The following is a 22945-nucleotide window of genomic DNA, read 5'->3' on the forward strand; positions in this document are numbered from 1 at the left end:
TAAAAATTCACATGACAAATAAACCCTAACAGGTTACATTTTTTCGAGTTAGGCCGTTTGACTTATATCAAAGACGGCTTTTTTCTCGTATCGAGGAGATTTTCGCCCGTTTCGCTGTAGGAGGTTGAACAGGCGAAGGAAGATCTTTGATAGCTCTTGGGTGTTTCTTTGTGTAGCTTGAAACAGAAGTGGAAAATAATCTTTAATCTTGTATATCGCTTTATACTCGCTCGGCTCTCTTTTTTTCTTTATGAGGAATAATTGTGAGGTTTATAAAAAACACCGTAGGGTTTATTTCCCAAAACGGTGTTCTTTTGCTTCTTTATCCTTCTTAATAGCTTTTACTATATCGTTATTTATTTCACCTGACATCTCCATCATTTTTCCATTTAAACCTTCAGCCTTTCTCTTTAGTGCATCAGAGCGTATAGGATCGCTGTGCTCCCATCCTTTCGATTCTCTTCTCAAAGTTATTTGTGCCATTTTTACACTGCTGAAATGTTGTGTCTTCTGGCTTGATGGCGAGAGTCCTAATAGTGTTAACTCATTTGTCGTTTTTTATTGAATGGGTGTCGGCGCCTTTACCTTATCGATTACAATTATTCCATCATACTGTTCATTAGGAACAAACTTCATTGACATCGGCCTAATAATTTCAGCTGTCATGCCATCTTCGGCGGCATAAATCGGTTTGAACATCCAGGCATTATTCCTATTTGGTGTTGAGTGTTTTGATAAATCGATAAATACATTCTTATATCCGCTCTGCATCATCAAATTTTCAAGGCTTCCTTTAGGCATAGGATTTATATTAAAAGGTTTCTGTGTAGCAATGGTGATTGTTTTTCCTTTATTCATATATAGCCCTATGACGTATTCCTTGCCTTTCAATCTTTTATGGAGAAGTTCTCCCATACTAGTAAAGCTGTTTATCCATTTGCCATTTTCTATTGTACTAATTTTAGAGGTGTTTTTAGCTAGATGGTCATTATGAGCCCACAATATTACTTTTTTTCCTGGATACATAACTTTCATTAGCCATTCTACATTGTCAGCCATGATTTTGTCTCTGAACTCATAGAACTCCTTTGTATTATACAGGCCCATTTCCATAAATTTGATTCGATCACTGAGCGATTTTACAGCAATATCAACTATGTGGGGATTATTAGGATGTGCAGCTGCAAGTTGTGTCCTGTTATCTTTAATAAATTGGATTAGATTCTTGTATTGCGGTTCATATTTGTCTATGACTTTCTTAATCTCCGCCTTATATTGAGGAGACTTGTTGCTAAATGTGCCATACTTGTTCAGGACTGCATATAGCTCGGTTATCCCTTGCATTTCAAAGTCGAGGTACTGTTTGCTATACTCCTTATCCAACTTGGAAATCCAAGCTGCGATAAACTGCGTTAAATAACCGGATGTAAACTGCATATCATATCCNGGATGTAAACATCATATCCTGCCAGGTACAAGGGCTTGTTCGTTTTACTCTGTTGTTTGATATAATCAAATAACTTAAGTGTTTCTTTGGAATGCCATACTGGTAAAATGGAACCCCCCATCATCTGTTTGGCAGTGAGGGAGTCGGCGTTTTCATAGATGGCGGCAGAATCACCGAGCCCTGATTCAAAGGCAATTACATCAAAACCAAGCTCTTCATGCAAATATTTGATAAGCCTTGTTTTAACACTGCTGTACTCTGCTACTATATGAAAATTTTCACCGAGACTAACCACTGTTTTATCCTTCAGAAGAGGCTTTAAAAAGGCTAAGTCGCTATAATCTTCTGATGTAAGGGATTTGATTTCTTTGGCGTTTTGTTTCAACCATGTGCTCTGTGTTGTGGCCGCTGATATATTTGTTGAAGCAAATAATAGTGAAGTCCCTAGCCCTACGGCTATAATTCTTGTCAATAGCTTNCTCTTGTCAATAGCTTGGTTATCTTCATTTATGTTTCCTCCTTATCGATCATTTGACATCCATTGTCGCTTTGGATGATCAAACCTTGGTCTTTAGCTCCTTTTGGAAAGCGTGTACTACTCACTTAATTAACAGCGAAAAGAAGCTCGTTTGTACGGCAAAACGAGAAAATTTGTAGCCAACAATTTCTTTATCGAAAGCATCCATTATTCAATATCTTCAAAGGACTTTTGAGTCAACCGAGACCTTTTCTTAGACCATCATTTTTCTAATCCGGTGCAAGTAACGCCAGCGGACGAGAAAGAAATAGACGGTTTGCGCGAACAGGAATGCTGCGAAAGCAATCAATGCGGGCTTATATACCGTAAAAATAAACATCGTCTCAAGGATAGGCCGGATGACAACCAGTGTTTGTATGAAAGACACTAGGATAGGAACAAAGAATAATAAGGCGATTTGCAGGGTGGACGAAGTTCTCATTTCTGATGTGCTAAGCCCAACTTTGGATAGCCCCTGATACATTTTGCTTTCCGAGGCAAGCTCGGTGTACAGCTTGAAATACAAAAAACTAGCGGACGAAACGGAGAAGATGAAAGCGACGAACAGACCGATAAAAGCAAATAGGGAATAGACTTGTTTACCGCCTAAATAACTTTGGATTCGGGTAGAAAGATAGTTTGCGCTGTGGCTCTTTTCTTTAAACCACTTCTCCAGCTTGCTGCCGAATTCCGCCTCCAGGCCTTCCGCGCGGGGAGGCTGGCCATTCCATTCCGGCACATGATACACAATCATTATTTCCGCCTCGCTCGTTCCCTTAATATCATGGAATTTCTCGTCGCTTACTACGAGCATGTTCGCCGTAAAACCGAAGGACGAGATGGATCTGCTTTCAACTTTTTCTGCGACGGATAAGACTTGACCGGATTCTAGTGTTACCTTGTCTAGTCTGGATATATTTGTAGATTTAGGTTTTTTTGCATTGTCTATCCATATGGCCTCCTCACCGCCAACAGCTGTATTTACAGACAGATTCAAAGGGGCCGTCAGTTCATTGAAAATGCTTGCGGATATAACCTGTACGTTAACGGCATGATCGGTACGCTTATAGACGGTTTCCAGTTTAATTTTCCGATAATGTACACCTATCTTGTTCAATTGTTTGTCAATTTCGTTCAGATCACCGTCCGTGTATGAATCGTTCAGGCTGAAATATTTAAGGACGAAAGGATTGTCCACATAATCTTCCTGATTCGTCTGAATCATCCCAATCACACCGCTTCCGCTCATGCAGGCGATGGAAGTCACGACTGTAACGAGAAACAAAATCCTGGCGTTGTCTTTGATCTTGTACGCCATTTCAGATACCCAAACTAGGTTCGTTCCCCGCCATGTAAACTTGCGGCTTCGTTTTAACAGGCGAACGACAAAGACTGACAATTGGGAGTAGAAGAAGTAAGTACCGGCAATTCCCGTTACCGCCGCCATGATAATACGGTTTGGCGACAGCTGCCCTACATAGAGCGACATCCATCCGACCGCAAGCAGCACAAGCCCGATCAGCGACCATAGGATGGAAGCCCTCGGCTCCTTCTTCGGCCGTTGGTTCCCCTGCAGTAGTTCAAGCACCTTGGATTTGCGAATGAAGAGCAGCGTAAACCACGAGACGCACACGAACAGGATAATAAAAGTAACGATCGTAAGTAGTATAGCCGACTTCGGCCAATAAAAAGGGAGCTCACGCATGTCCATCATTTTAGCCCCGAGCAGCATGAACAGCTTGAACAACAGAAGCCCGCCCGCAACCCCCGTTACGATGGAGCCAGCGCCGATGATTAAATTTTCCAGAAAAGTGAGTCGGTTGATCTGACTCGGCTGCGCACCGAGAATAAGTAAAATTCCAAACTCCCGATTGCGGGATTTCAGAAACATGCTGATCGAATACAACACAAAAAAAACGGCAAACAAAAAAATAACATATTGTGCAACCATCATGAACGCACTAGTCAACTTCCCCATCGGGATTTGTTTGATCTCGGGGTGATAGGCGAATGCCGCAAAAGAGAAAAAGATCAGGACCATAAAGGCGCTGCTTAGAAAATAAGCGAAGTAGGCCCGTGCGTTTCGTCTGACATTATTAAACGCGAATTGAGGAAAGCTCATTCGTTTTCCCTCCCCAGAAAGACAGTGTGTCGATAATTTTCTGGAAAAACGCCTGGCGGTTTTCGCCGCGATGAATTTCCGCTGCCAGCCGCCCGTCCTTGATGAATATGATTCGGTTGCAATAGCTGGCGGCAATCGGATCGTGCGTAACCAGCATAATGGTGGTGCCTTCTTGCTGATTGATCTTTTCCAACGATTCCAATACGACGCGGGAGGCATGGGAGTCAAGCGCGCCTGTCGGCTCGTCAGCGAGCAGGAGCACCGGAGACGTTATGATGGCTCTGGCAATAGCAGCTCGCTGGCGTTGGCCACCCGAGATTTCATAGGTGCGCTTGCTAAGAATTTCGCTAATTCCTAGCTTGGCAGCCACATGCTTCAGTTTCTCTTCCATGTCGCTGAGCCGCTTTTTGTCGAGCGTCAGAGGCAATACGATATTTTCCGCGATGGTCAACGTTTCAAGTAGATTAAAATCTTGAAAGATGAAGCCGAGCTGCCGCCGCCGGAAGATCGCCAAGTCATTTTTCTTCATTTGGTAAGGATTACGGCCATTGATCATGACTGTGCCCGAACTTGGCGTATCAATGGTGGAAACCATATTGAGCAGCGTTGTCTTGCCGCTGCCGGAGGGGCCCATAACCCCGACAAACTCCCCCTTTTCAATTGTCAGGTGAATATCGGTAAGCGCGTGTGTGGCAATCTTGCCCGTATATACTTTGTGTAGTCCGCTTACTTGCAGAATGTCCATTCTAAATCACTCCATTCCTGTTATGCTCTTCCTAAATGTACCGGATTGACCTCGTGGTTGCTATGGATTTACCTTAACCTTCTCTTACCTGGCATTTAAGGTTATGTTCGTCTCCACGGCAAAGAAGCAACTCGCCGACAAGTGCGAATTGCTTCTTTGAAAGCGGATGGTTCCACCGTTATGAACGAAGCGGACCATCCTTGCCAAATATGAGCCGTACAACCGTGCCGACCCCAGGCTCCGAATCCAGCTCCACCTTATGCCCGAGCCGATCGCAGACCTCCCGGACAAGATACAATCCCATTCCTGTAGATTCGTGGTACTGGCGGCCCCGTTCCCCCGTAAAATACGGGTTGAAGACCCGCTTCAAATCTTCTTTGACAATGCCGATGCCTTGGTCGCGAATCTCTAGCACCGTGCTCGCCTCCTGTTCGTAGGCACGAATAAATACGTTTTTCCCGGTGTCAGCCGTATAGTTAGCAGCGTTGATCAGGATTTGGTTGATCATGAACTGAAGCCATTTGGGATCGGTGCTTACCTTCCAATCCCCTTCAAGTTGAATCTTCGGAGTGATGCCTTTACGTATAAACAACTGGCGGTTTTCCGCCAACGTCTGGTTTACAACCAACTGCAGCGCAGTTGGCTTTATCATGAAATCTTGCTCAAACCGCTCCAGCCTGGATGTGTAGATGACCATTTCCAAGCCTTTTCTCAGCCGCTCCAGCTCTTCCCTAACACTGTCCGCCGCTGTATCTTCAAGCTCCTGCACCATAAGTTGAATGACGGAAAGAGGTGTTTTCATCTGATGTACCCAGCGATTGATGAAGACAATATGCTGGTCCATCCGGCTGCGTTCGCGGTGTCCTTCCTCCTGATAATGCCGGTCATAATGGCCGAACAGCTTGTAAACAGCTTCTGCAAGAGGTGTTTCTCCCATCGGTTGAAGGGCTTCGCCCTCAAGCGCAGGCGGACTGTTGAGCTGCTTGTATAAAGTTCGCTGACTTAAGTAACGATAGCCCAAATATACGGCTAAAATCGAGGTGCTGAGAAGTATTCCGTAAAAGACGATCGCAAAAGGGCGGCCTTCTCCTGTAAGCCAATATAGTAGCGGAACGAGCGCCATCTGAAGAATGTAAAACAGCAGCAAAGGAATATGTTCTTTCCAAAACAGCTTCATATTGAATCTCCGGCTTCAGAGCTCAGACGGTATCCTGCGCCGCGTATTGTCTCTACTGCCATCTGGGTACCTAGTTCCTTTAACTTTTTGCGAACACGGGAAACATACACGTTCAACGTATTATCATCGATAAAGTGATGGTCCGCCCACATCAGGTCGAGCAGTTGGTTCCTGCTAACAACACGCCCTTCTTTGGCCATCAGCGCCTCCAGCAAAATCGCCTCTTTTTGGGTCAGCTCCGCTCCGGTCTTCCCATATGTGACAAGCAATCGTTCCGGATATAACACAAGCGTTCCGGCTTCAGTCTTTTTCTCTTCATGACCTAAAGAATATTCACCGTACACCCTTCTTAAGTGACTGCGAATTTTCGCCATCACCACTTCATAGTGAAAAGGCTTCGTTATATAGTCGTCAGCCCCGTTCTCAAGCGCCATAACCTGATCCATCTGATGTTCGCGCGCGGAAATGAACAGGATAGGACAAAGTGAATACGTCCGGATTTGCCGGCACCAATAAAATCCGTCATATTTAGGGAGATTGACATCCAACAACACCAGGTGAGGCTTTGTTTTCTTAAAGCTTTCCATCACATCGTCGAAACTCTCGACTTCTTTGGCGTCAAAGCCATACTTCCTGATGTAAGAGTGAAGTAAGCCAGACAACTTGGTGTCGTCTTCGACAATAAGGATCGTATACATGTTCATCGGCCTGACTCCTCTTTTTCGAATAATAGACAGAATATAGACGAAAATGAAGGAAGAAAGTCGCATTCTCTGTTTATGGTTGGTCTTCCTTTTGTAAGCTATTGAACGAAAAGCTCACTTGCTATTACCAGTTCGATCCACCAGAGGAGTTACTTCCACCCCAGCTAGAGCCTCTGGACGAGTTGCTGTTACTCCGCTGTTGTTCCTGACGCTGCCTTTCCTCTCGACGACGTCGTTCTTCTTCACGGCGGATTATCGGGGTCTTTTTGCAAATGATATAACGTATCTGGGTACACCAAAAACATTCGTTGAGCATCCACTTTTGATATTTCTTCCGGCTCCATCCTATCAGCTATCTCATGAGCTACATCTGGGACCGATTTACCTTCCGCCCGATAAATCATTGTTTTTAAGGAACCATAATGTAAATCTTCTACCCATGAATAATCCTCTACAAGATTAACGGGTGAGCAGCCATTAAGCATACCTAGTAGGATAAACAGACTAAATAAGGAGGAAAGAAAACGCCTCATTCGTATCTCCTCCTACATCCCTCATATAACTTGAATGTCAGCAGGTAATATACTTTTATATTTATATACCCAAAACGATGTAATACGTGAACAACGTTTATTATCTGACTGAAGACGTCTCTGTATGTTTTGAGAACGTCCAACGAGTAATCTGACGATATACAACAGGACCTATTCACTTAACCACCACACCTTTTGAGCTAAAACTATAGACATATTTTATATCAAAACCTAGAATTGGTATAGATCTCCATTCGCAAAAGGCGTAGCAACATTCTAACAATAGTATGTAAGAGGACGATTAATCTCCGTCCTCTTACACCACCATATGTACTACTCGCTATATCACCACTTCTGCTTCGGATAAATCCATGCGGATGGTCTGTTTTCATTTTGGCAGTTTGGACTTTATTTTGTTAGGCAGACTCGTCTAATGAACGCTGACCATATATAAAATTTATGTTCTCTAGGCCGGAGGTTTGCCGCCAACTTCTTTCAGATTCGACTTCACGGTTGACACCCTTGTATAAGCTACTAACTACAACTATCTTCGCCATTCAGAACCTAAACCCCAGAGATGATAATCATACTGAAAGCACAGAAAAAAGCGAATTATCCATTTGGATAAACTCGCTGATTTAAATAAAAAAGACGACTTATTATAAAAGGAAGCTCATCCTGTTTCTAATATTAAAAAATCCTTATACAAAGATACATCTAAACATGCTGTAAAAAGAAAGGGGGACAGCATATTTAAGACCAGCTGACTCTTCTTTACTACACAGCAAAAGTGCAGTTATTTTACTCTTGAAATTTGCTTCTTCTTGTTTAAAAAAAGATGCTGACAGCCACTTCCGAGTATAGCTAATAACGGTAAAAAGAAATACGTATATACGTTAAAATACCAATTATTCGTAAACGGACCAAGTAAGGTTAAAGTTTTTCTATGGTTTTTTACAAATTCCGGATTATTTAATTCTACTAATTTTGCCTGAACATAATAATATTCACCGATAATTAAACTAATAAGCAAAAGTAAAGAAAGTGAAGTGTAAATAGCTACTCTACTTTTATTACTGCTAGTGAAAAAAGAAAAGAAAATGTTATATAGAAGGACAGACATATAAATATACAGAGGAATAGTGGGTACCATAAACAACAATCCAGGATTTCCGTTTCCTCCAGTCATATATGGTTTTGACGTGGTGATATTAATGATATAAAACAATCCACCGCTTAATAGTGCTACAACTCCAAGGATAAATATACGTTTCCTCTCCATAAATAAACAACGCCTCCCTGGCTCTAAAAATTTAACTGCACCTAGTGTTGATAGACTGAATTCTGGACACGCAGAACCGAGAGTGTGACAATAAAAGCATTCTAAATCGAGGTGTCTACGATGACAAAACTGTTGCGATTCTTCCTTCTGCTCAATGCCCAACCGTAGCAGAGAAATGAACCGATTGCAACACGTTACCAAGCTGTTTCCATTTGACGATTATGATCGCCATTTCGGCACGGGTTGCTTTCGCATCAGGGCGAAACAGCCCATTTTTGTCCCATCTGCTTAAACGTTTTATTCTATGCTTTTTAATGATTCAATCATATTTATTTTGGTAACTTTTCTCCTAAGTAGTAAGTTAGATAGAATGGTAAGTAAGAACGCAAGAATAATAGAAACCAACATGATAAAAATGTTTAATTTATCTGGGATTTGTTGATGGGTACTAGATAGTGCCTTTACAATAATTGTATAAACATAGCCACTTATCGGTAAAGCTACAATTACCGCAAATGTGGTTAGTATAATGTTTTCAAAAAATATAAGTCTGTTTATTTTATTTTTTTGATAGCCTAATACCTTAAGTGTTGCAAGCTCACGACTCCTTTCATAAATGTTTATGGAAGATATCGTATATATGGCGCCAAAGGAGAGTATGACAGCACAAGTGATAAACATGATAAATACAAAACTGTTTTGTTTCAAAATATATTGAGCTGATTTCTTTAGATCATTCTTATCTGCAATTGTATCTACATGATGATCTTGTTCAAAGAAGTTACGAACGCTTATAAGATCTGTAGAGCTATTTGCTTCAACTAAAAGCGAGGTTGGACTGTAGTCTATGTCAAAGCTCTTTAAATAGGCTGGGGTGCTATAAAAGGACGGATTCGAATACTGTGTAGATATATTTAAAACCTTCATATCTACAGATTTATTTTTAAGCTCTGGTGCTGTGAACTTTATTTTGATTATATCCCCTTCTGAAATATGATATTTGTCAGCGTAAGACTTGGGTACCAGCAAACCATTATTTTCCAAAGATATCCTATTGTCATTTTCGTCAAAGAAATGAATGAGATTATTTTCTTTTTCAGTAACAACTAAAGTGGCATTTTCTTTTTCATTATCTTTTATGAATTCAACAGGAAAGGTGGATAAAAAATAACTATTTTTAATACCGGAGGGTAGTTTTACCGTATCAGAAGATGTTCCCATCGTATAATCTACTCTTAGATCATACGTATAAACATCTTCAATTTGGTTAGCTACTTTTAGCAAGGCTGTTTGAGTGCCAAAAGCAGTTATCAATAAAACAGTGCTTACAACAACACCAATTGAGCTCGCTAAAGCTTTTGGTTTATTTAAAAATATATTTCTCAAAATGAGTTTATAACTGTAGGAAATATAACTCCATAAACCCGGAACTCTTTCTATAAATAGCTTTTTCATCTTCTTTGGCGGTTTAGGACGCATTGCCTGAGCCGCACGTTCTTTTAATATAGTTCTACCACTTAAGTAACATGACAGAAGCCCAAAAGCACTAGAGAAAATAATGGGAGGAATGATTGAATAAAAAGAAAGTGAGTATTTAATGTCAGGCAGAGAGTAGGACCTTGCACTCGACGCCGTTACTAATGGAATAAATACACTAGCGGCAATAGCACAACCTATGATTGAGCCTATTATAGCTACCAACACAGGGTATCCCATGTAATGAAGCATGATATTTCTGTTTCTTACACCTAAAGCCTTCATAATACCTACTTGATTTCTTTGGGAATCTATAATCCTCGACATTGTAAGAAATAGGATAATCGCTTCAATCAAAAAGAGAACTAAAGGTATAACCTTACTCATCAATTTATTATTATGTATCGTTTGATTTATTTGAGAATAATTGAAAGTCCGTTCTTTACTTACTTGATCCAAATAAGTAAGTTGTTTGGATTGTACTTCAATTGATTTACCTAAGTTGTTAATATCGTAACCTTCTTGAGCATCAATCATGATTTCATTATAGTAAAAGCCGTCTACGATTTCAGGTATTGTCTCTTCGGCAATATAAGCTATTCCGTAGGTTTTATGGTCTTGTATTTCGTTCTTTTTTGCATGTTCAACATTCTCATCCAAGCCACTAATTGTAAACTTAAAATTTCTTTCATTCGCACTTAAGCTGATTTGATCACCGACACGATAATGATGTTCTTTAGCATAACGGGAATCTAATAAGATCTCATCCTTTTTTGACGGGATACTCCCCTCAATCATAGTAGGCGTGTTTATTTCATTTTGTACGGGGATCGAATGAATTTTTAATGAAGCTTTATAATCTTCAAAGGCTTGCGTGGCATCAAAGGTATAACGTCCTTCTATTTTATTTATACCTTCAATTTTGCTTAAACCAGCCACATCTTCTTTGGAAAGTTGACTGTAATACACATTTAAGTCGCTTAAATTATGTTCTTTAAAGTAAACCTTAACATAAGCACTAAGATTATCACTATAAGTTACCAGACCCGCATAGAAAAAAGCTCCTACTGCGATAACCAAAACTAAGGCTATAAATTGCCCTATAGATTGTTTAATATCCCTTAATAATTTTAAAAATAATTTCATGATTACCACTCAATCCCTTCAACACTTTGTTTTTCATCATTAATCGTAACGCTTTCTATCATTCCGCTTTTAACCTTAATAATTTTATCAGCCATAGGAGCAATTGCAGAATTATGTGTGACCAAAACGACACATTTTTTCGTTTCCTTGTTCAAATCTTGAAGAAGCTTTAAGACGGACTTACCTGTAACATAATCCAAAGCTCCAGTTGGTTCATCACAGAGTAAAAGTAAAGGATTTTTTGCAACAGCTCTAGCTATAGCAACTCTTTGTTGTTCTCCTCCAGAGAGCTGGGAAGGGAAGTTTTTGATACGATTCTTTAATCCGACTTTATGTAAAATATCTTTAGCATCCAGATGGTTTTTACATACTTCAGTGGCAAATTCAACATTTTCTAGAGCGTTTAAATTCGGAATTAAGTTATAGAATTGAAATACAAAGCCAACTTTCTCACCACGATATTCTGTTAACTTTTTTTCGTTGAATCTTGTTATTTCTTGATCACCAACAAACACTTGACCTGAGGTAGCCGTATCCATACCGCCAAGTATATTCAAAATCGTACTTTTACCGGCACCGCTTGCACCCAAAATAACGACGAATTCTCCCTCAGATATGGAAAAATCAACACCATCAAGGGCCTTGATTAGCACTTCTCCTATTTTGTATTCTTTCGTTACTTTTTTGAATTCGATTAACTTTTTCACTTATTACATCTCCTCGTATAGTATTTTTGTAAACGTCAAGTAACTCCCAAACATAGTTCACTTCATCTTTCCATTCATCAAAATGAGAAATCTGGACGATTTCATCAATATTATAGTAATCAGAAATAATCGAAGGACTATTTGCTTTAGGACGTTCAATAATACATAATCTTCAGATATAATGTATTATTTTCTCGCAGTAAAAATTTGCTTTTTTAGCTCATTAAAAAACAAATCAAGAACGTCTTTTTTTGGTGGTACTACTCTTATGATATTTTGACAGGGTAGCGTGGTTGGAAGTAAGAGATTCGGAAAAAAGAAGAAGTTGGCCCTGTGCTCCAGCAGAAGAAAGGCAGACGTGTCTTTTTCCGACCGCTCCCACCCACCGCCCTTCCTTCTTTTCTTACCTCCTACCACAAGAATATGTACATTTATAAAGTAAGATGTATATAGCCCCCGATTATTTATTTTATATATGCAAGCCACGCTTCATAAAATGCTTGAATAGTAGGATATCTTTTAGCTTTTTCTTTATGTAGAGCTTTTTGACATACATTATATAGGTCTCGTGTACTTTCCCATTTTTCATAGCTTTTATCACTTCTTCCACCGATAAAGGCAAAAGCAATTCCTGCTAATACATACACATTCGTTTCACTTGTAATTTGTGCATGGAGCTCGTATTCCTCAGGCGCTTTGAAGCGACTTGATCCCCAAAAGTTTTCCCCAATTTTATTGAATACAGGTGCTTTTTGAAAGAAATCAATATCACAAATCGTAAGTTTGGATTGCTCAAAATTATATAAAATGCTACCGTCATAAAAATCAACCATGACGTATCCTAATGACTCAACATACGCCGCAAATTCAAAAATTTGTGTCAATATGTTAAGTCGTTTAGTTACACATAATTGTCTTAGCTTCACAAACGGTGAATGTAGTGCATGGTACTTTTCATACGGTGTAAAATCCCAATGATTGTGCATGCATTCCCCATCAACCCAATGAAACCTTAAGCAAAATCCATTTTTCGTTTGAAAGGAATTAATATATGGAACTAGTAAAGGATATTGAATTTGTTGGTACACTTCTTTTGCCTTCATTAATCGTTGCATCGCATCCTCTATATTACCCTTGTATTCTAAATTACGTGCACCAGCATACTTCAAAAAGTACTGTTGTCCATTTTCAATAATACCAAAGCTAATATTGCCTGAATCGTGCTGATCAAAAACAGTAAATACTTCTACATCCTTTAACCAATTAAAATTATGATACTCAGCTAATGTTATAGGATATTGATTTTTTCCTATTGCGATATTTATCACGTGCTGCTCCTAACTTTGAGCGAACGTAGTTTATAGAGGCATGATACGCATGCTCAAATTGTTTTTACCTCATACTTTGTTTTCTTCTGTTTGTTCATTAAACATCACTCCTTTCAAATAACTGCCCTTATTTACACTTAGAGATTATCGAAATACTCTTTCTTTTATTATACATGATAACAATAAAAGATAATGTGAAATCCCACATCATACCATCTCTTTAAAAACAACTATATTATCTTTTAAATGACTCTATTATTTTCTAAACAACTTCGCATTATGAGGGAAGCCATATTTTTCTGGTTGACCATTTTTATTTAAGTGGTTTTATGATAATGGTAACCGGGGTAGAACATTAAACAACTTGGGAGAGTGAATCCCGTACAATAAACTGTTCACCCCCTACTTATGGAAACCATGTTTGAGGCTGGTTGAGACATCGATCTCGTATTACAAGCGAAGCTATGGAACTACAAGAATGTTTAGGGGTACCGGCTATATCATGTATGAAGGAGGAGGAATGATGGATCCAGTCGTTGGTTTGGATGTAACCAAAGGGGAAAGTCAAGGACAGGCTTTTGTAGATAAGGGACAACCTTACGGAAAGAGCTTTCAGTTTCGTCACACTGCAGAAGGGTTGGAGGAGTTTCTGAGCCTGCTTAAAGAAATAGAAGAACATACAGACAGACGACCTGTGGTTGTGTTAGAGACAACTGAGCATTATCATGCGCCAGTCGTACACTATCTAGAGGAACTTGAGCCTTATAAGAGAAGAAGCATGAAGTGGTTAAACCTCAGAAATCTAACAAGATAACACTACTCGTTAACCAAGGTATATGTGTAGCTGAAGCTTCAGTTTTAAGCCACTCTAGAACAGGTCTTTCCAGAATATAAAGGGGTTTTCAGCGATTTGTTTTCTAGGGTGTCTCTTTATTTTTTTCATAGTACACCACATTAGAGGCTGTTTTAAATACAAATGAAGACAATTTAAAAAAAGCAATCGAAAGGCTATGTAACTATCGCCGTTCCAAAAAATGGGCCAAAAAAAGAGCTCAGAAAATAAGAGCTGCAGCAACCTGCAACCCATTTAAGAATATGGTTTATGAAAGTCATCTCGTGAGTTTAAATATATATTACTCTTCTTCTCCAGCGATATATCTGTATTTCGTGCCGTCCTGCTTTAGAGAATAGCCTGGTATGGCACGTCCCTCACTTTTTACTGATTCCACTTGCTGCCCTTCCTGTTTCTTATGATAGTAGTAGGTTGAGCGTGGAATACGGGCAAAACGCAAGACCAATCGTTTCGGATAGCCTTGCTGGATATAGCGTTCGGCTACTTCAAGTTTTTCAGCAAGTTAGCGATTTCTAATGCCTGCTCGCCAAGTAACCGTTTGAGCTGATCGTTTTCCTACGAAAGAGCTTCCCCATCGAAAGAGGGTACGATGGCAAGGTCAATCTCTCCATGTTTTCCGCTTTCTACCTCTCGTTTCCAGCGACTCACCATAGTAGTCGATAACTCATGACGACGAGCAACAGCTGCCAGATTACCGGTCTCTTTTGCTTCTTTCACTACTTGTTTTTTAAAATCGATCGAGTACTTTTTTCTTTTCACGAACCTCTTCCCCCTCTGTCACTCTAAATGTAATCAAAATACACTCATTGTGTCCAACTTCTCTAGGGGGGCCAAAGAGAGACTAATAAGGGTGTATCCTTTCCTATCATCTTTTCTTTTAGAAAAATTCCCTATCATTACTCATTTTAACGAAGGATACTTTCCTGTATCTGTCTATATCCTTACATTAACCTTATATTAATCTTACATTAAAGGAATTAACCCAGAAAAAAGAGAACGATTTATGAGATAAATAGCAAATTGGATGTAACAAGATAAATAAAATTTCATTTTATTCTGAAGACATATAAGAGGTGGTAATAGATGGGGTCCCTTCTAGAAGAGACCTATAGCTGACGATTATTATTTTGGTGGCAATGTTGTTTTCAATCATTATTAGAGGAATGCATTGCTTTCGAGGCAGTTAGATATTGTTTTCATTATTGTATTTTTTTCCATACGTAGCTCTCCCTGTTTTTCTTTTATGGATATGGTTAACTACTTACTACGTACTTGATGAAAATAACTTAATCATTAAATATCGTCAGCACCATCTCATAGAAAGGATGGCACATTTTTTTCGTTTTGAGGGTATTTGTTGCTCCTAGCTTGATGGCGATTGGTGCTACCCCTAAAGGAAGTTTTTCGTATTATTAAAAATTTCAAGGTATTGTTACAAGGATGGGAGAAACAAAATGATAATGAATTTTTCTGCTCGAATATTACTATTTGCTACATTTTTAATGAATTTAGGAACGTTTGCTGTTTATACTTTTTTAGCTATTTATTTATCAAACATACTTCAATTTTCAGCACTTCAGGTTGGAAGTGTATTAACCGTTTTAATGTTAACCTCAAGGATTCTTCCCTTTTTTTGTGGAAGCTTCGCTGATATAATCGGATATCCTAATTCCATGATGTACGGGATGATTGTACGTGCTCTAGGATTTTTTAGCTTTTCATTTGCATCTTCTTTTGAAGGGACAATCGTTTCAGCAGCTCTTACAGGGTTGGGGACAGCCCTGTATGAACCGGCCGTGGGCGCTTTTTTTAGTCAACAGGATGAAAAAGAACAAAAGAGATTATTTACTTACTTTAATCAATCATTAAATGCTGGTGCTATTGTTGGTCCATTAGCAGGTGGTATACTAATTCAAATTGGGGCCTCATTACCTTTTTTATTCGGAAGTGTTATTTATTTAATAGTAAGCTTGTTAATATTTGCATATCGTAGACAATTAACAGTAAAAACTTTTTCCAACAATTCTATTAAGAATAACATGGTTAATACTTTAAAAGATAAATCTTTTCTGTATTTTAATTTCACTATGATTTTGTTCTGGGTAATGTACAGTCAATTAACAGTTATGTTTCCATTAATGATGTATAAAATTACACATTCACAAGCAGATGTCTCCTTTCTTGTAACTGCGAACTCAGTATGCGGTCTACTTATTATGTTTTTACTTAGACGTCTATTTGAAATTCACGAACCAATGATTCTAATAATCAGAGGAATGATTATAATGGCAGTAGGTCTATTTTTCACTTGGATCTTTCCAGATAAATGGTGGTTGATGTTTTGTGTCATTCTATTTACAATCGGCGAAACATTAGTTCTTCCAGCATCTGATATTAAAGTATCTCTTTATAGTAGGGGAAAGGCATCAGGAAGTTACTTCGGATTATCAAAAATTTCATTTGGGATAGGAGCATCGATAGGTAGTTTTTTTGGCCCTATACTTTTCGAGTTAGACAAATGGGATGGGCTTCCATGGTTACTGATTTCACTACTCGGTTTATTCGGTTCATTACTAATGGCATATTTAAAACAAAAAGAAATTTATCCTGTTCATGATTCCTCAGCTAACTCCACACCACCATCAAGTTAGCTGAAATGAATCAATGAAAAAAGGAGATCTACTTCTGTTTTTCATGATTCGTTCCGGATACAATCTAAAAATAGGTATACCAAATAAACCTTCGACAGGTTCGGTTTAAAAACTATGCGATATAAACGACACCTAATATATCAAAGACGGTTTTCTTCTCGTGTCGATGAGATTTTCGCCCGTTCCGCTGTAGGAGGTTGAACAGGCGAAGGGGGATCTTTGATAGCTCTTGGGTGTTTTTTGGTGTAGCTTGAAACAGAAGTGAAAAATAATCTTTAGTCACGTATATTGCTTTATACTCGCTTAGCTTTCTTTATGAGGAGTAATTGGCACATTTTACTTTTTTACAATCATGAATGTAAAAGAATACTTTCCACGTTTTAAATAGGATTTCATAAAAATTTAACCGAAGATTGAACAAGCAGCACAAAAGTTTCTTCTATATTATGGGCTCTCATCCTGAATGTGTTTTAAAACGTATCGATTGTATATAGTAAGAGATCAGACAAGATTTACATAGTATTTTCATAAAATTTCATTTATCGATTTGTAATAATGAGGCAATTGATGGCAATGTATCAATCCCATAATGCAAAGCAATCAATATCCATATATTCTTAAATTTCTTCCACAAATATCCTAATACAATTCCTATAACAAAAACTGGAATAATGGTTCCCGTTAGAATCGAATAGATATCGCCAGCAGATCCCTCTACTCCACTNATACCGAAGACCAAATACTTTTTCTAATCGAGTTTGAAGGATATATCTATAAAATATTTCTTCAGGAATAGCCGCTTGCACAAGCGGTAAAAGCAGACCAACAGTGAATTTGATCCATGTCATAATACCACCATTTGCAATAACTCTGTTAATCTCTGCTAAATAACTGCTATTTAGAAGGATTCCAAAAAAATAACAACTAGCTACAATTGTACAGGTTTTCCAATTTAATTTAATTTTAAAAATATAAGGAATTTTGTGCTCGAGTTTTCTATAAATAAAGGAATAAAAAGAAGAAAAATGATTTTAATAAAAACAACATACCATACATCTTCAGTAAAATTTCTGGCTCCTAAAATTGGCATAGGAAAATACATTATCGCTACAGAAAATATTGCAACAATAAAAATATATAACAAAGAATATATTGTAAAGATGCCTAATTCATTTATTGATCTCTTACTGTTCATTGATTGTTATTACTCCTTTAATCTCCCACCTCTATGCGAGTAGATTTTAATCCTTGAAACGCTCACAGATACACCACTTATCCCTTCCTGTTTAAAGCGGTCAAGCCCCACCATCCATATGGACAGCGGGACTTGACTGCTTTATTCGTCTTCTTGGTCAATAGGTTCCTTAATATATTCACCTGTTAGAGCATCCACATAACCGAACCCATCCGAGTTATCCCATGCATATACAAGAAGTGGTGCTGGAGCTTGTTGATCCATATACCATGGCCATATATATTTCAGCTTCAGTGGTTTATGATTAATAAATGTTGCAAGCACTTGCTCTTTTGTCGCGATATTTTGCGAATCTGGGAGTTCCACTTTTTCCGATGGAGTAAAAAGATAGAAAGAAACAACCTTTCCTGTTTGTTTATCTATGCCCACTTGATAACTGTGATCTCGTACAGGAATTCCTTGATGGAGTTTGGTGAAATAAAATTGATACTTATCATTTTGATGATCGGTCTTTTCTGGCAATTTGCTCTTGTCGACCCATGACGGAATCTCTGATTCTTCAAAGGTATCTTGCTGTAATTCCAATTCGGTTGTACTTGAATTGGCATATGTCTCCAGGAAATCACGGGCCACAGTAAATGCCTGTTCTTTTGTTATCTTTGCTGGTTGCTTTTTTTGTTCCCTATTTGTAGATAAACTGGCACTATATACCTGACCTGTTTTTCTATCCGTTATTATATAAGCGGTCACTTGACCATCTTCTGTGTTAAAGCGATATTCTAAATAGAAGCTTTCTTTTTGCCATGGAAAATTGAAAGGCTGATCAACATGCAGTGTTCCTTCAGCACCATTGATATCAAATAGCTTGGTAAGCAGCTGTTTTACTTCTTCTTCGGAACGCGCAATAAGCGTTTGTCCTTTCGGGTGAAGTGCAATTTTTGTTTCCATTGGTTTTGATTGCACAGAAGTAAGCTCTTTTTGGTCAACTTTTTTACCCGTTTGCGCATGATATCCGAAATCGTTTAAATCATAACGTAGGACAGGCTTTGTTTTTATATTTTCTGAATTTCGTCCATCTTCCTCTGGTTGCTCTTCTACGTAATTTAGGATAATGCTATCTGCGGTAGTGATGTTCTTTTTAACTTCTTCAATCGGTAGTGCGGTATCCGGTTTCGGTATCTTGACTGTATCTAAATCAACTGGAGTATATGAATAGTTTGTAATATGACCAAATGAATCCACATTCNGTGGGAATTCAACGTTCGCGCCAGGTTACTATCGTCCCGTCTTCATTACGGGTTGCAGAAGCGAAACCATTATATCCAGTCGGTTTGCCGAATTGCTTTCTGCCCTCTGTACCAAACCATTCTGTAAGGAAGCGTTCGGCTGTATCCTGTGCTAGCTGACGGGAAGGCATTTTTTCGGATGCCCATGCTGTAGCTTGTATATCAAATGAAAGCAATTCTCCCGTTTTTTTATCAAATCTTAGGTAAGCAGACATATATTCTTTTGAATTTCCGGTTTTCTCTTCTGGTCTATCACTAAGATTTACTAGAAAACTCTGATCATACTCCAATTCTCTACTTGTAATAATATTCAATTTCTTTAATTCCGGCTGAAGGGTAAACAGCCTGTCCATCGTTTTTTGTACAGCAGGTGGAATTGGAGTTAAGGCTTCTGTTGCTTTGACTGTTTGTGTAGATGTGGCCTGAGTAGTTCCTGATTCCACTTCTTCAGCTAACACGGATGGAGTAAGCATAAGCGAAGATGAAAGGAATAGAGCGGTTAATGGTAGTGTACGCTTCATTAAAAATCCTCCTTTTCTGGATAATAATACAAACCTTAGATCATGATAGGAGCATTCCTGTAATGAATGAAAATGCGAGTGGATAAAAAAAGTACCTCCTGTTAACATACAGAGTGTCACGGCCGTGACCTCGATATAACAGAGGAGGTACTCACCATGAATTATACACAAAATCAACGCATTTCTCAAATCACAGAATCTACCTTGATTATTGGCATAGATATCGCTAAATACAAACATGTAGCACGCGCACAAAACGATCGCGGTCTCATGTATGGGAAAGCTTTTTCTTTCCCAAGTATGCGTGAGGGATTCGAAGCGTTCTGTCACTGGATGAAAAACATAATGAGGGAACACGAAAAAACACAGCTTCTTGTCGGAATGGAACCAACCGGACACTACTGGATGACTTTAGCAGCATTCTTGCGAAGCCGCGGGATTCCGGTCGTGGTCGTTAATCCGATGCATGTAAAGAAGTCAAAAGAGCTGGATGATAATTCACCAACGAAGAACGATCCAAAAGATGCCCGTGTTATTGCGCAACTCGTCAAAGATGGGCGGTACTCTGCACCTTATTTCCCAACTGGTGTATATGCCGAATTACGGGAAGCTGTGAAAATACGAGACCACCTTTCCTGCGAGCTTCAGCGTACTCAAGCCAAGGTGCATAATTGGCTGGATCGCTATTTTCCTGAGTTTTTAACGGTATTTACAAGCTGGGAAGGCAAAGCGGCTTTTGAAACCCTCAAGCATTTTCCACTGCCTCAGGATCTTATCCAGGCAGGTGCCTTTGAAGTCTTGACGATATGGAAGAAAAACATCCAAAGAGGACTTCGTCCCAAACGTGCGGAGGAGCTTGTAGAACAAGCTAGGCATTCGATTGGCCTTCAAGAAGGTATGAAAATGGCAAGGTTGGAGCTAAAAACACTGCTTACAACCTATGAAACTCTACAGCAGCAGATAGAAGAAGTCATAAAAGAAATCGAAGATTTATTACGAGATATTCCAGGTGTACAGTACATTCTTACGATTCCAGGCATAGGAGTCGCTACCGTTGCGGGCTTTTTCGCAGAAGTTGGAGACTTGTCTAGATACCAGCATCCTCGTCAGATTCAGAAGTTAGCGGGTCTAAATCTTAAAGAAAATCGTTCAGGCAAGCATCGAGGAAAAACACGTATCACGAAACGAGGAAGACCACGGCTTCGCGCTCTTCTCTACAAAGCGATTCGACCCTTAGTTGCCAAAAATCCAGCATTTAAGGCGCTACACACGTACTATACAACTCGACAGGAGAATCCACTCCGTAAACAGCAATCGTTAATCGCCTTGTGCTGTCGCCTCCTCCGCATTATGTTTGTGCTAGCTCGTAAACAAATCGATTTTAATATGAACAAGATGATAAAAGACACCCCTTTATGTGGACAGAACCAATCTCTTGCCGCATAAACCGTACAGTTGCTTATTTTTTGAAGAACATTCGCACTTGATATCTTGATCAAAAACGAAGCACGGAGAAGCCGGAATTATTTTTTCCATGCGGGCACAGACCCTGAATAGGAGCATCTCTGGCCTCCACCTCATGGACAGGTTGAACGAAGGAAAGTAGGGACATATGATCCTGAGAGACATGGGAGGGTACACCACCATGAGTCCTGTGGAGATCCAATGTGCAACCATATTTTTCAAAAAAGGCCGTAGGTCTTTGATGGCCTACATCCCCTACTTCCAATATTTTAAAAAGTTTCAAATGTCTAACTGAAGCTTCGTTTATAAAAATCAAGATATTGTAAGAATACATGAGTATTCATAAGAAAAACTTTAATTCATAGAGGGAGGAAAAAAAAGAAAAATCAACTGCTTTGTTGTAAAGTACATCCATTTTGATAGATGAATATGTTTTCTTATCCTTTTTCCTAAAAATATAGGATCGTTCATTTGACGAGTCGCTTGTTGAATCGCTTTTTTCTTGTGAGCACCTTTCTTTTCTCTTCTGCCCAATAATTTGTATCATGTATGCTATTGTAAAAGCCCGACATCTTCCAAGAAATCTCGTGTAGTCTCCTCAGACATAGTAAGTTCATCTTTAGTGTTAAAATGGACCAAAATGGGTTCTTTTTCGGAGGATGTAGGTATAAATACTATATTCCCTCTTCTAGAATCAAAATCCTCATCATTTGAGTCATCCTTTGAAATTTCATTTACTTTCTTGATTTTGTACTCATTAGCTTCTTCCCCGTATAATCGTTTCAACAGGTCTTGGGCCTTCTCCTCTTTTGTATTTCCCTCAAGGTTGACTAAAGGTAGCTCTTCAAAGGTAAAATATAGAACTTTACCTGTTTCATCAAACGTTATGCTGAATTCTTTATCAGTTTCCTCTATTTTTCCGCTCTCATTAAACCCAAGAGAATATATTTTCAATTGTTCCTCCCCTTTTATGGTAGAGCAAGACATAAAGGAATTATGAAGCTTAAGGCCCTTCATTTCCGGTAAAAGACTATAGACTTTATCCAAAGATGCTTGCACTGTTCTTGGTAATTCGGATTCAGGAACATTGGATACTACTTGAATATATTTTGTTATCTCCTCTATTTTTATATCAAAGTATAAGGTAAATACCTCCTTTTCATCACTTTCCAAGAACAACTGAATCACATTTTTTTCTTCATCATTTTCTATTTTTTTCATTTTGTTACCTGTTATTTTATATGCTTTTACTCGCGGAAATTTATCATAAAATGATTCTAATGCCGATTTCATCCCTTTCTGGGCCATAATTTCATCAACAGTCAATTCCTTAAACACAAAATCTTCCTCTTGTTCAATCATTCCTTCTTCTTGCTGGATTGGATTGCTTTCCTGTTCAGCTGCGAAAACCGGCGTTGTAGACAATAAACTGATCGCTAAAAATGTAGTTGCTATTTTTTTCATGGTCTTATTCCCTCGCTGTTTATATTTAGCCTTACCCTAGAGTAAAACTAGTTTAATCCGCTCTTGATGCTTATTCTCCCCTCTAAAAAGGATGCTGCGTAACTTCTTCTTTTTTACCTATTCATTAGCTATAACGTATAATTTCAGGATTTCTTTCCCGTTTTTTAAAATTTTTTATGAAATAATATACATAGTCTTGAATTCACTTTATCATTTGCGTTTCTCTGGTTCGTTTGTAACGTTACGCAAAAGAAAAAACACCACGTAGGTGCTAAAGGTATTTTCCGAACATCATTCACAAGTACTGCACTGAATTGTACGCTTTTC

21 protein-coding genes and 3 pseudogenes are annotated in these 22945 nt (G+C 38.7%); 3 read left to right on the top strand and 21 right to left on the bottom strand.

Annotated elements, in window-relative coordinates:
• Positions 1-48 precede the first annotated feature (48 nt).
• From AF333_RS33020 to AF333_RS20800, 14 genes and pseudogenes are all read right to left on the bottom strand, one after another.
• Positions 49-264, bottom strand: a pseudogene (locus AF333_RS33020) (IS4 family transposase); the annotation flags it as partial.
• A gap of 27 nt (positions 265-291) precedes the next feature.
• Complete coding sequence (locus AF333_RS20750) at positions 292-483, bottom strand: hypothetical protein (RefSeq protein WP_043065419.1); 192 nt, start codon at positions 481-483, stop codon at positions 292-294.
• Positions 484-558: 75 nt separating this feature from the next.
• Positions 559-1446 (bottom strand): erythromycin esterase family protein (locus tag AF333_RS35945; protein ID WP_235496773.1); only part of this gene is annotated, 888 nt, incomplete at its 5' end.
• A gap of 1 nt (position 1447) precedes the next feature.
• A pseudogene (locus AF333_RS35950) lies at positions 1448-1742 on the bottom strand (erythromycin esterase family protein); the annotation flags it as partial.
• Positions 1743-2178: 436 nt separating this feature from the next.
• Positions 2179-4086 (bottom strand): FtsX-like permease family protein, encoded by a 1908-nt coding sequence (locus tag AF333_RS20760; protein ID WP_043065416.1) that lies wholly within the window; start codon positions 4084-4086, stop codon positions 2179-2181.
• The gene (locus AF333_RS20765) at positions 4061-4831 is read right to left on the bottom strand and encodes an ABC transporter ATP-binding protein (RefSeq protein WP_043065415.1); all 771 of its coding nucleotides are present in this window, start codon (positions 4829-4831) and stop codon (positions 4061-4063) included. Before AF333_RS20765 ends, AF333_RS20760 begins: the two co-directional genes overlap by 26 nt.
• A gap of 178 nt (positions 4832-5009) precedes the next feature.
• Complete coding sequence (locus tag AF333_RS20770) at positions 5010-6008, bottom strand: sensor histidine kinase (RefSeq protein ID WP_043065414.1); 999 nt, start codon at positions 6006-6008, stop codon at positions 5010-5012.
• Positions 6005-6706 carry a response regulator transcription factor gene (locus AF333_RS20775; protein ID WP_043065441.1) on the bottom strand — a complete coding sequence of 234 codons (702 nt, stop codon included), beginning with the start codon at positions 6704-6706 and terminating at the stop codon, positions 6005-6007. The genes AF333_RS20770 and AF333_RS20775 overlap by 4 nt, the downstream gene beginning before the upstream one ends.
• Positions 6707-6954: 248 nt before the next feature.
• On the bottom strand, positions 6955-7245 hold the full coding sequence (locus tag AF333_RS20780; protein WP_052811975.1) for a DUF4247 domain-containing protein: 291 nt from the start codon (positions 7243-7245) through the stop codon (positions 6955-6957).
• A 796-nt stretch (positions 7246-8041) separates the two neighbouring features.
• Positions 8042-8527, bottom strand: a complete 486-nt coding sequence (locus AF333_RS20785; RefSeq protein ID WP_043065413.1) for a hypothetical protein — start codon at positions 8525-8527, stop codon at positions 8042-8044.
• A gap of 297 nt (positions 8528-8824) precedes the next feature.
• On the bottom strand, positions 8825-11149 hold the full coding sequence (locus AF333_RS20790) for an ABC transporter permease (protein ID WP_043065412.1): 2325 nt from the start codon (positions 11147-11149) through the stop codon (positions 8825-8827).
• Positions 11150-11151: 2 nt separating this feature from the next.
• The gene (locus AF333_RS20795; protein ID WP_043065411.1) at positions 11152-11856 is read right to left on the bottom strand and encodes an ABC transporter ATP-binding protein; all 705 of its coding nucleotides are present in this window, start codon (positions 11854-11856) and stop codon (positions 11152-11154) included.
• A 186-nt stretch (positions 11857-12042) separates the two neighbouring features.
• A complete protein-coding gene (locus tag AF333_RS35955; protein WP_235496775.1) occupies positions 12043-12273 on the bottom strand; it encodes a hypothetical protein in 231 nt (76 codons plus the stop codon).
• Positions 12274-12320: 47 nt separating this feature from the next.
• On the bottom strand, positions 12321-13184 hold the full coding sequence (locus tag AF333_RS20800) for a serine/threonine protein kinase (RefSeq protein WP_043065410.1): 864 nt from the start codon (positions 13182-13184) through the stop codon (positions 12321-12323).
• 523 nt (positions 13185-13707) lie between these two features.
• On the opposite strand from AF333_RS20800, the gene AF333_RS20805 reads away from it, so the two are divergent.
• On the top strand, positions 13708-13998 hold the full coding sequence (locus tag AF333_RS20805; RefSeq protein ID WP_052811973.1) for an IS110 family transposase: 291 nt from the start codon (positions 13708-13710) through the stop codon (positions 13996-13998).
• Positions 13999-14317: 319 nt separating this feature from the next.
• Here AF333_RS20805 and AF333_RS35960 read toward each other — a convergent pair whose 3' ends face one another.
• Complete coding sequence (locus AF333_RS35960; protein ID WP_235496777.1) at positions 14318-14476, bottom strand: hypothetical protein; 159 nt, start codon at positions 14474-14476, stop codon at positions 14318-14320.
• 116 nt (positions 14477-14592) lie between these two features.
• On the bottom strand, positions 14593-14796 hold the full coding sequence (locus tag AF333_RS20810) for a transposase (protein ID WP_043066538.1): 204 nt from the start codon (positions 14794-14796) through the stop codon (positions 14593-14595).
• A gap of 695 nt (positions 14797-15491) precedes the next feature.
• On the opposite strand from AF333_RS20810, the gene AF333_RS20815 reads away from it, so the two are divergent.
• Positions 15492-16688 (top strand): MFS transporter, encoded by a 1197-nt coding sequence (locus AF333_RS20815; protein WP_043066539.1) that lies wholly within the window; start codon positions 15492-15494, stop codon positions 16686-16688.
• Positions 16689-16800: 112 nt separating this feature from the next.
• Here the strand turns inward: AF333_RS20815 and AF333_RS32150 are convergent.
• From AF333_RS32150 to AF333_RS20835, 4 genes and pseudogenes are all read right to left on the bottom strand, one after another.
• Positions 16801-17001 (bottom strand): annotated as a pseudogene (locus tag AF333_RS32150) (IS4 family transposase); the annotation flags it as partial.
• 222 nt (positions 17002-17223) lie between these two features.
• A partial coding sequence (locus tag AF333_RS20820) for a CPBP family intramembrane glutamic endopeptidase (protein WP_235496779.1) occupies positions 17224-17412 on the bottom strand: 189 nt, incomplete at its 5' end.
• 612 nt (positions 17413-18024) lie between these two features.
• Entirely contained in the window at positions 18025-19125 is a 1101-nt protein-coding gene (locus tag AF333_RS20830; protein ID WP_053432739.1) for a YcdB/YcdC domain-containing protein, read from the bottom strand.
• Positions 19126-19138: 13 nt separating this feature from the next.
• The gene (locus AF333_RS20835) at positions 19139-19690 is read right to left on the bottom strand and encodes a hypothetical protein (RefSeq protein WP_053432740.1); all 552 of its coding nucleotides are present in this window, start codon (positions 19688-19690) and stop codon (positions 19139-19141) included.
• Positions 19691-19846: 156 nt separating this feature from the next.
• Here AF333_RS20835 and AF333_RS20840 point away from each other — a divergent pair, with 156 nt between their 5' ends.
• The gene (locus AF333_RS20840; RefSeq protein ID WP_053432741.1) at positions 19847-21136 is read left to right on the top strand and encodes an IS110 family RNA-guided transposase; all 1290 of its coding nucleotides are present in this window, start codon (positions 19847-19849) and stop codon (positions 21134-21136) included.
• Between the two features lie 570 nt (positions 21137-21706).
• Here the strand turns inward: AF333_RS20840 and AF333_RS20845 are convergent.
• On the bottom strand, positions 21707-22618 hold the full coding sequence (locus tag AF333_RS20845; RefSeq protein ID WP_043068378.1) for a hypothetical protein: 912 nt from the start codon (positions 22616-22618) through the stop codon (positions 21707-21709).
• Positions 22619-22945: the final 327 nt, after the last annotated feature.

The sequence above is a fragment of the Aneurinibacillus migulanus genome (assembly GCF_001274715.1).
Taxonomy (GTDB): domain Bacteria; phylum Bacillota; class Bacilli; order Aneurinibacillales; family Aneurinibacillaceae; genus Aneurinibacillus; species Aneurinibacillus migulanus.

Coding starts and splice junctions, on each gene's coding strand:
- AF333_RS20775 (WP_043065441.1), bottom strand. CDS start 6,706: ATGTATACGATCCTTATTGTCGAAGACGACACCAAGTTGTCTGGCTTA.
- AF333_RS20780 (WP_052811975.1), bottom strand. CDS start 7,245: ATGAGGCGTTTTCTTTCCTCCTTATTTAGTCTGTTTATCCTACTAGGT.
- AF333_RS20765 (WP_043065415.1), bottom strand. CDS start 4,831: ATGGACATTCTGCAAGTAAGCGGACTACACAAAGTATATACGGGCAAG.
- AF333_RS20840 (WP_053432741.1), top strand. CDS start 19,847: ATGAATTATACACAAAATCAACGCATTTCTCAAATCACAGAATCTACC.
- AF333_RS20805 (WP_052811973.1), top strand. CDS start 13,708: ATGGATCCAGTCGTTGGTTTGGATGTAACCAAAGGGGAAAGTCAAGGA.
- AF333_RS20845 (WP_043068378.1), bottom strand. CDS start 22,618: ATGAAAAAAATAGCAACTACATTTTTAGCGATCAGTTTATTGTCTACA.
- AF333_RS20785 (WP_043065413.1), bottom strand. CDS start 8,527: ATGGAGAGGAAACGTATATTTATCCTTGGAGTTGTAGCACTATTAAGC.
- AF333_RS20750 (WP_043065419.1), bottom strand. CDS start 483: ATGGCACAAATAACTTTGAGAAGAGAATCGAAAGGATGGGAGCACAGC.
- AF333_RS20790 (WP_043065412.1), bottom strand. CDS start 11,149: ATGAAATTATTTTTAAAATTATTAAGGGATATTAAACAATCTATAGGG.
- AF333_RS20770 (WP_043065414.1), bottom strand. CDS start 6,008: ATGAAGCTGTTTTGGAAAGAACATATTCCTTTGCTGCTGTTTTACATT.
- AF333_RS20815 (WP_043066539.1), top strand. CDS start 15,492: ATGATAATGAATTTTTCTGCTCGAATATTACTATTTGCTACATTTTTA.
- AF333_RS20760 (WP_043065416.1), bottom strand. CDS start 4,086: ATGAGCTTTCCTCAATTCGCGTTTAATAATGTCAGACGAAACGCACGG.
- AF333_RS20835 (WP_053432740.1), bottom strand. CDS start 19,690: ATGAAGCGTACACTACCATTAACCGCTCTATTCCTTTCATCTTCGCTT.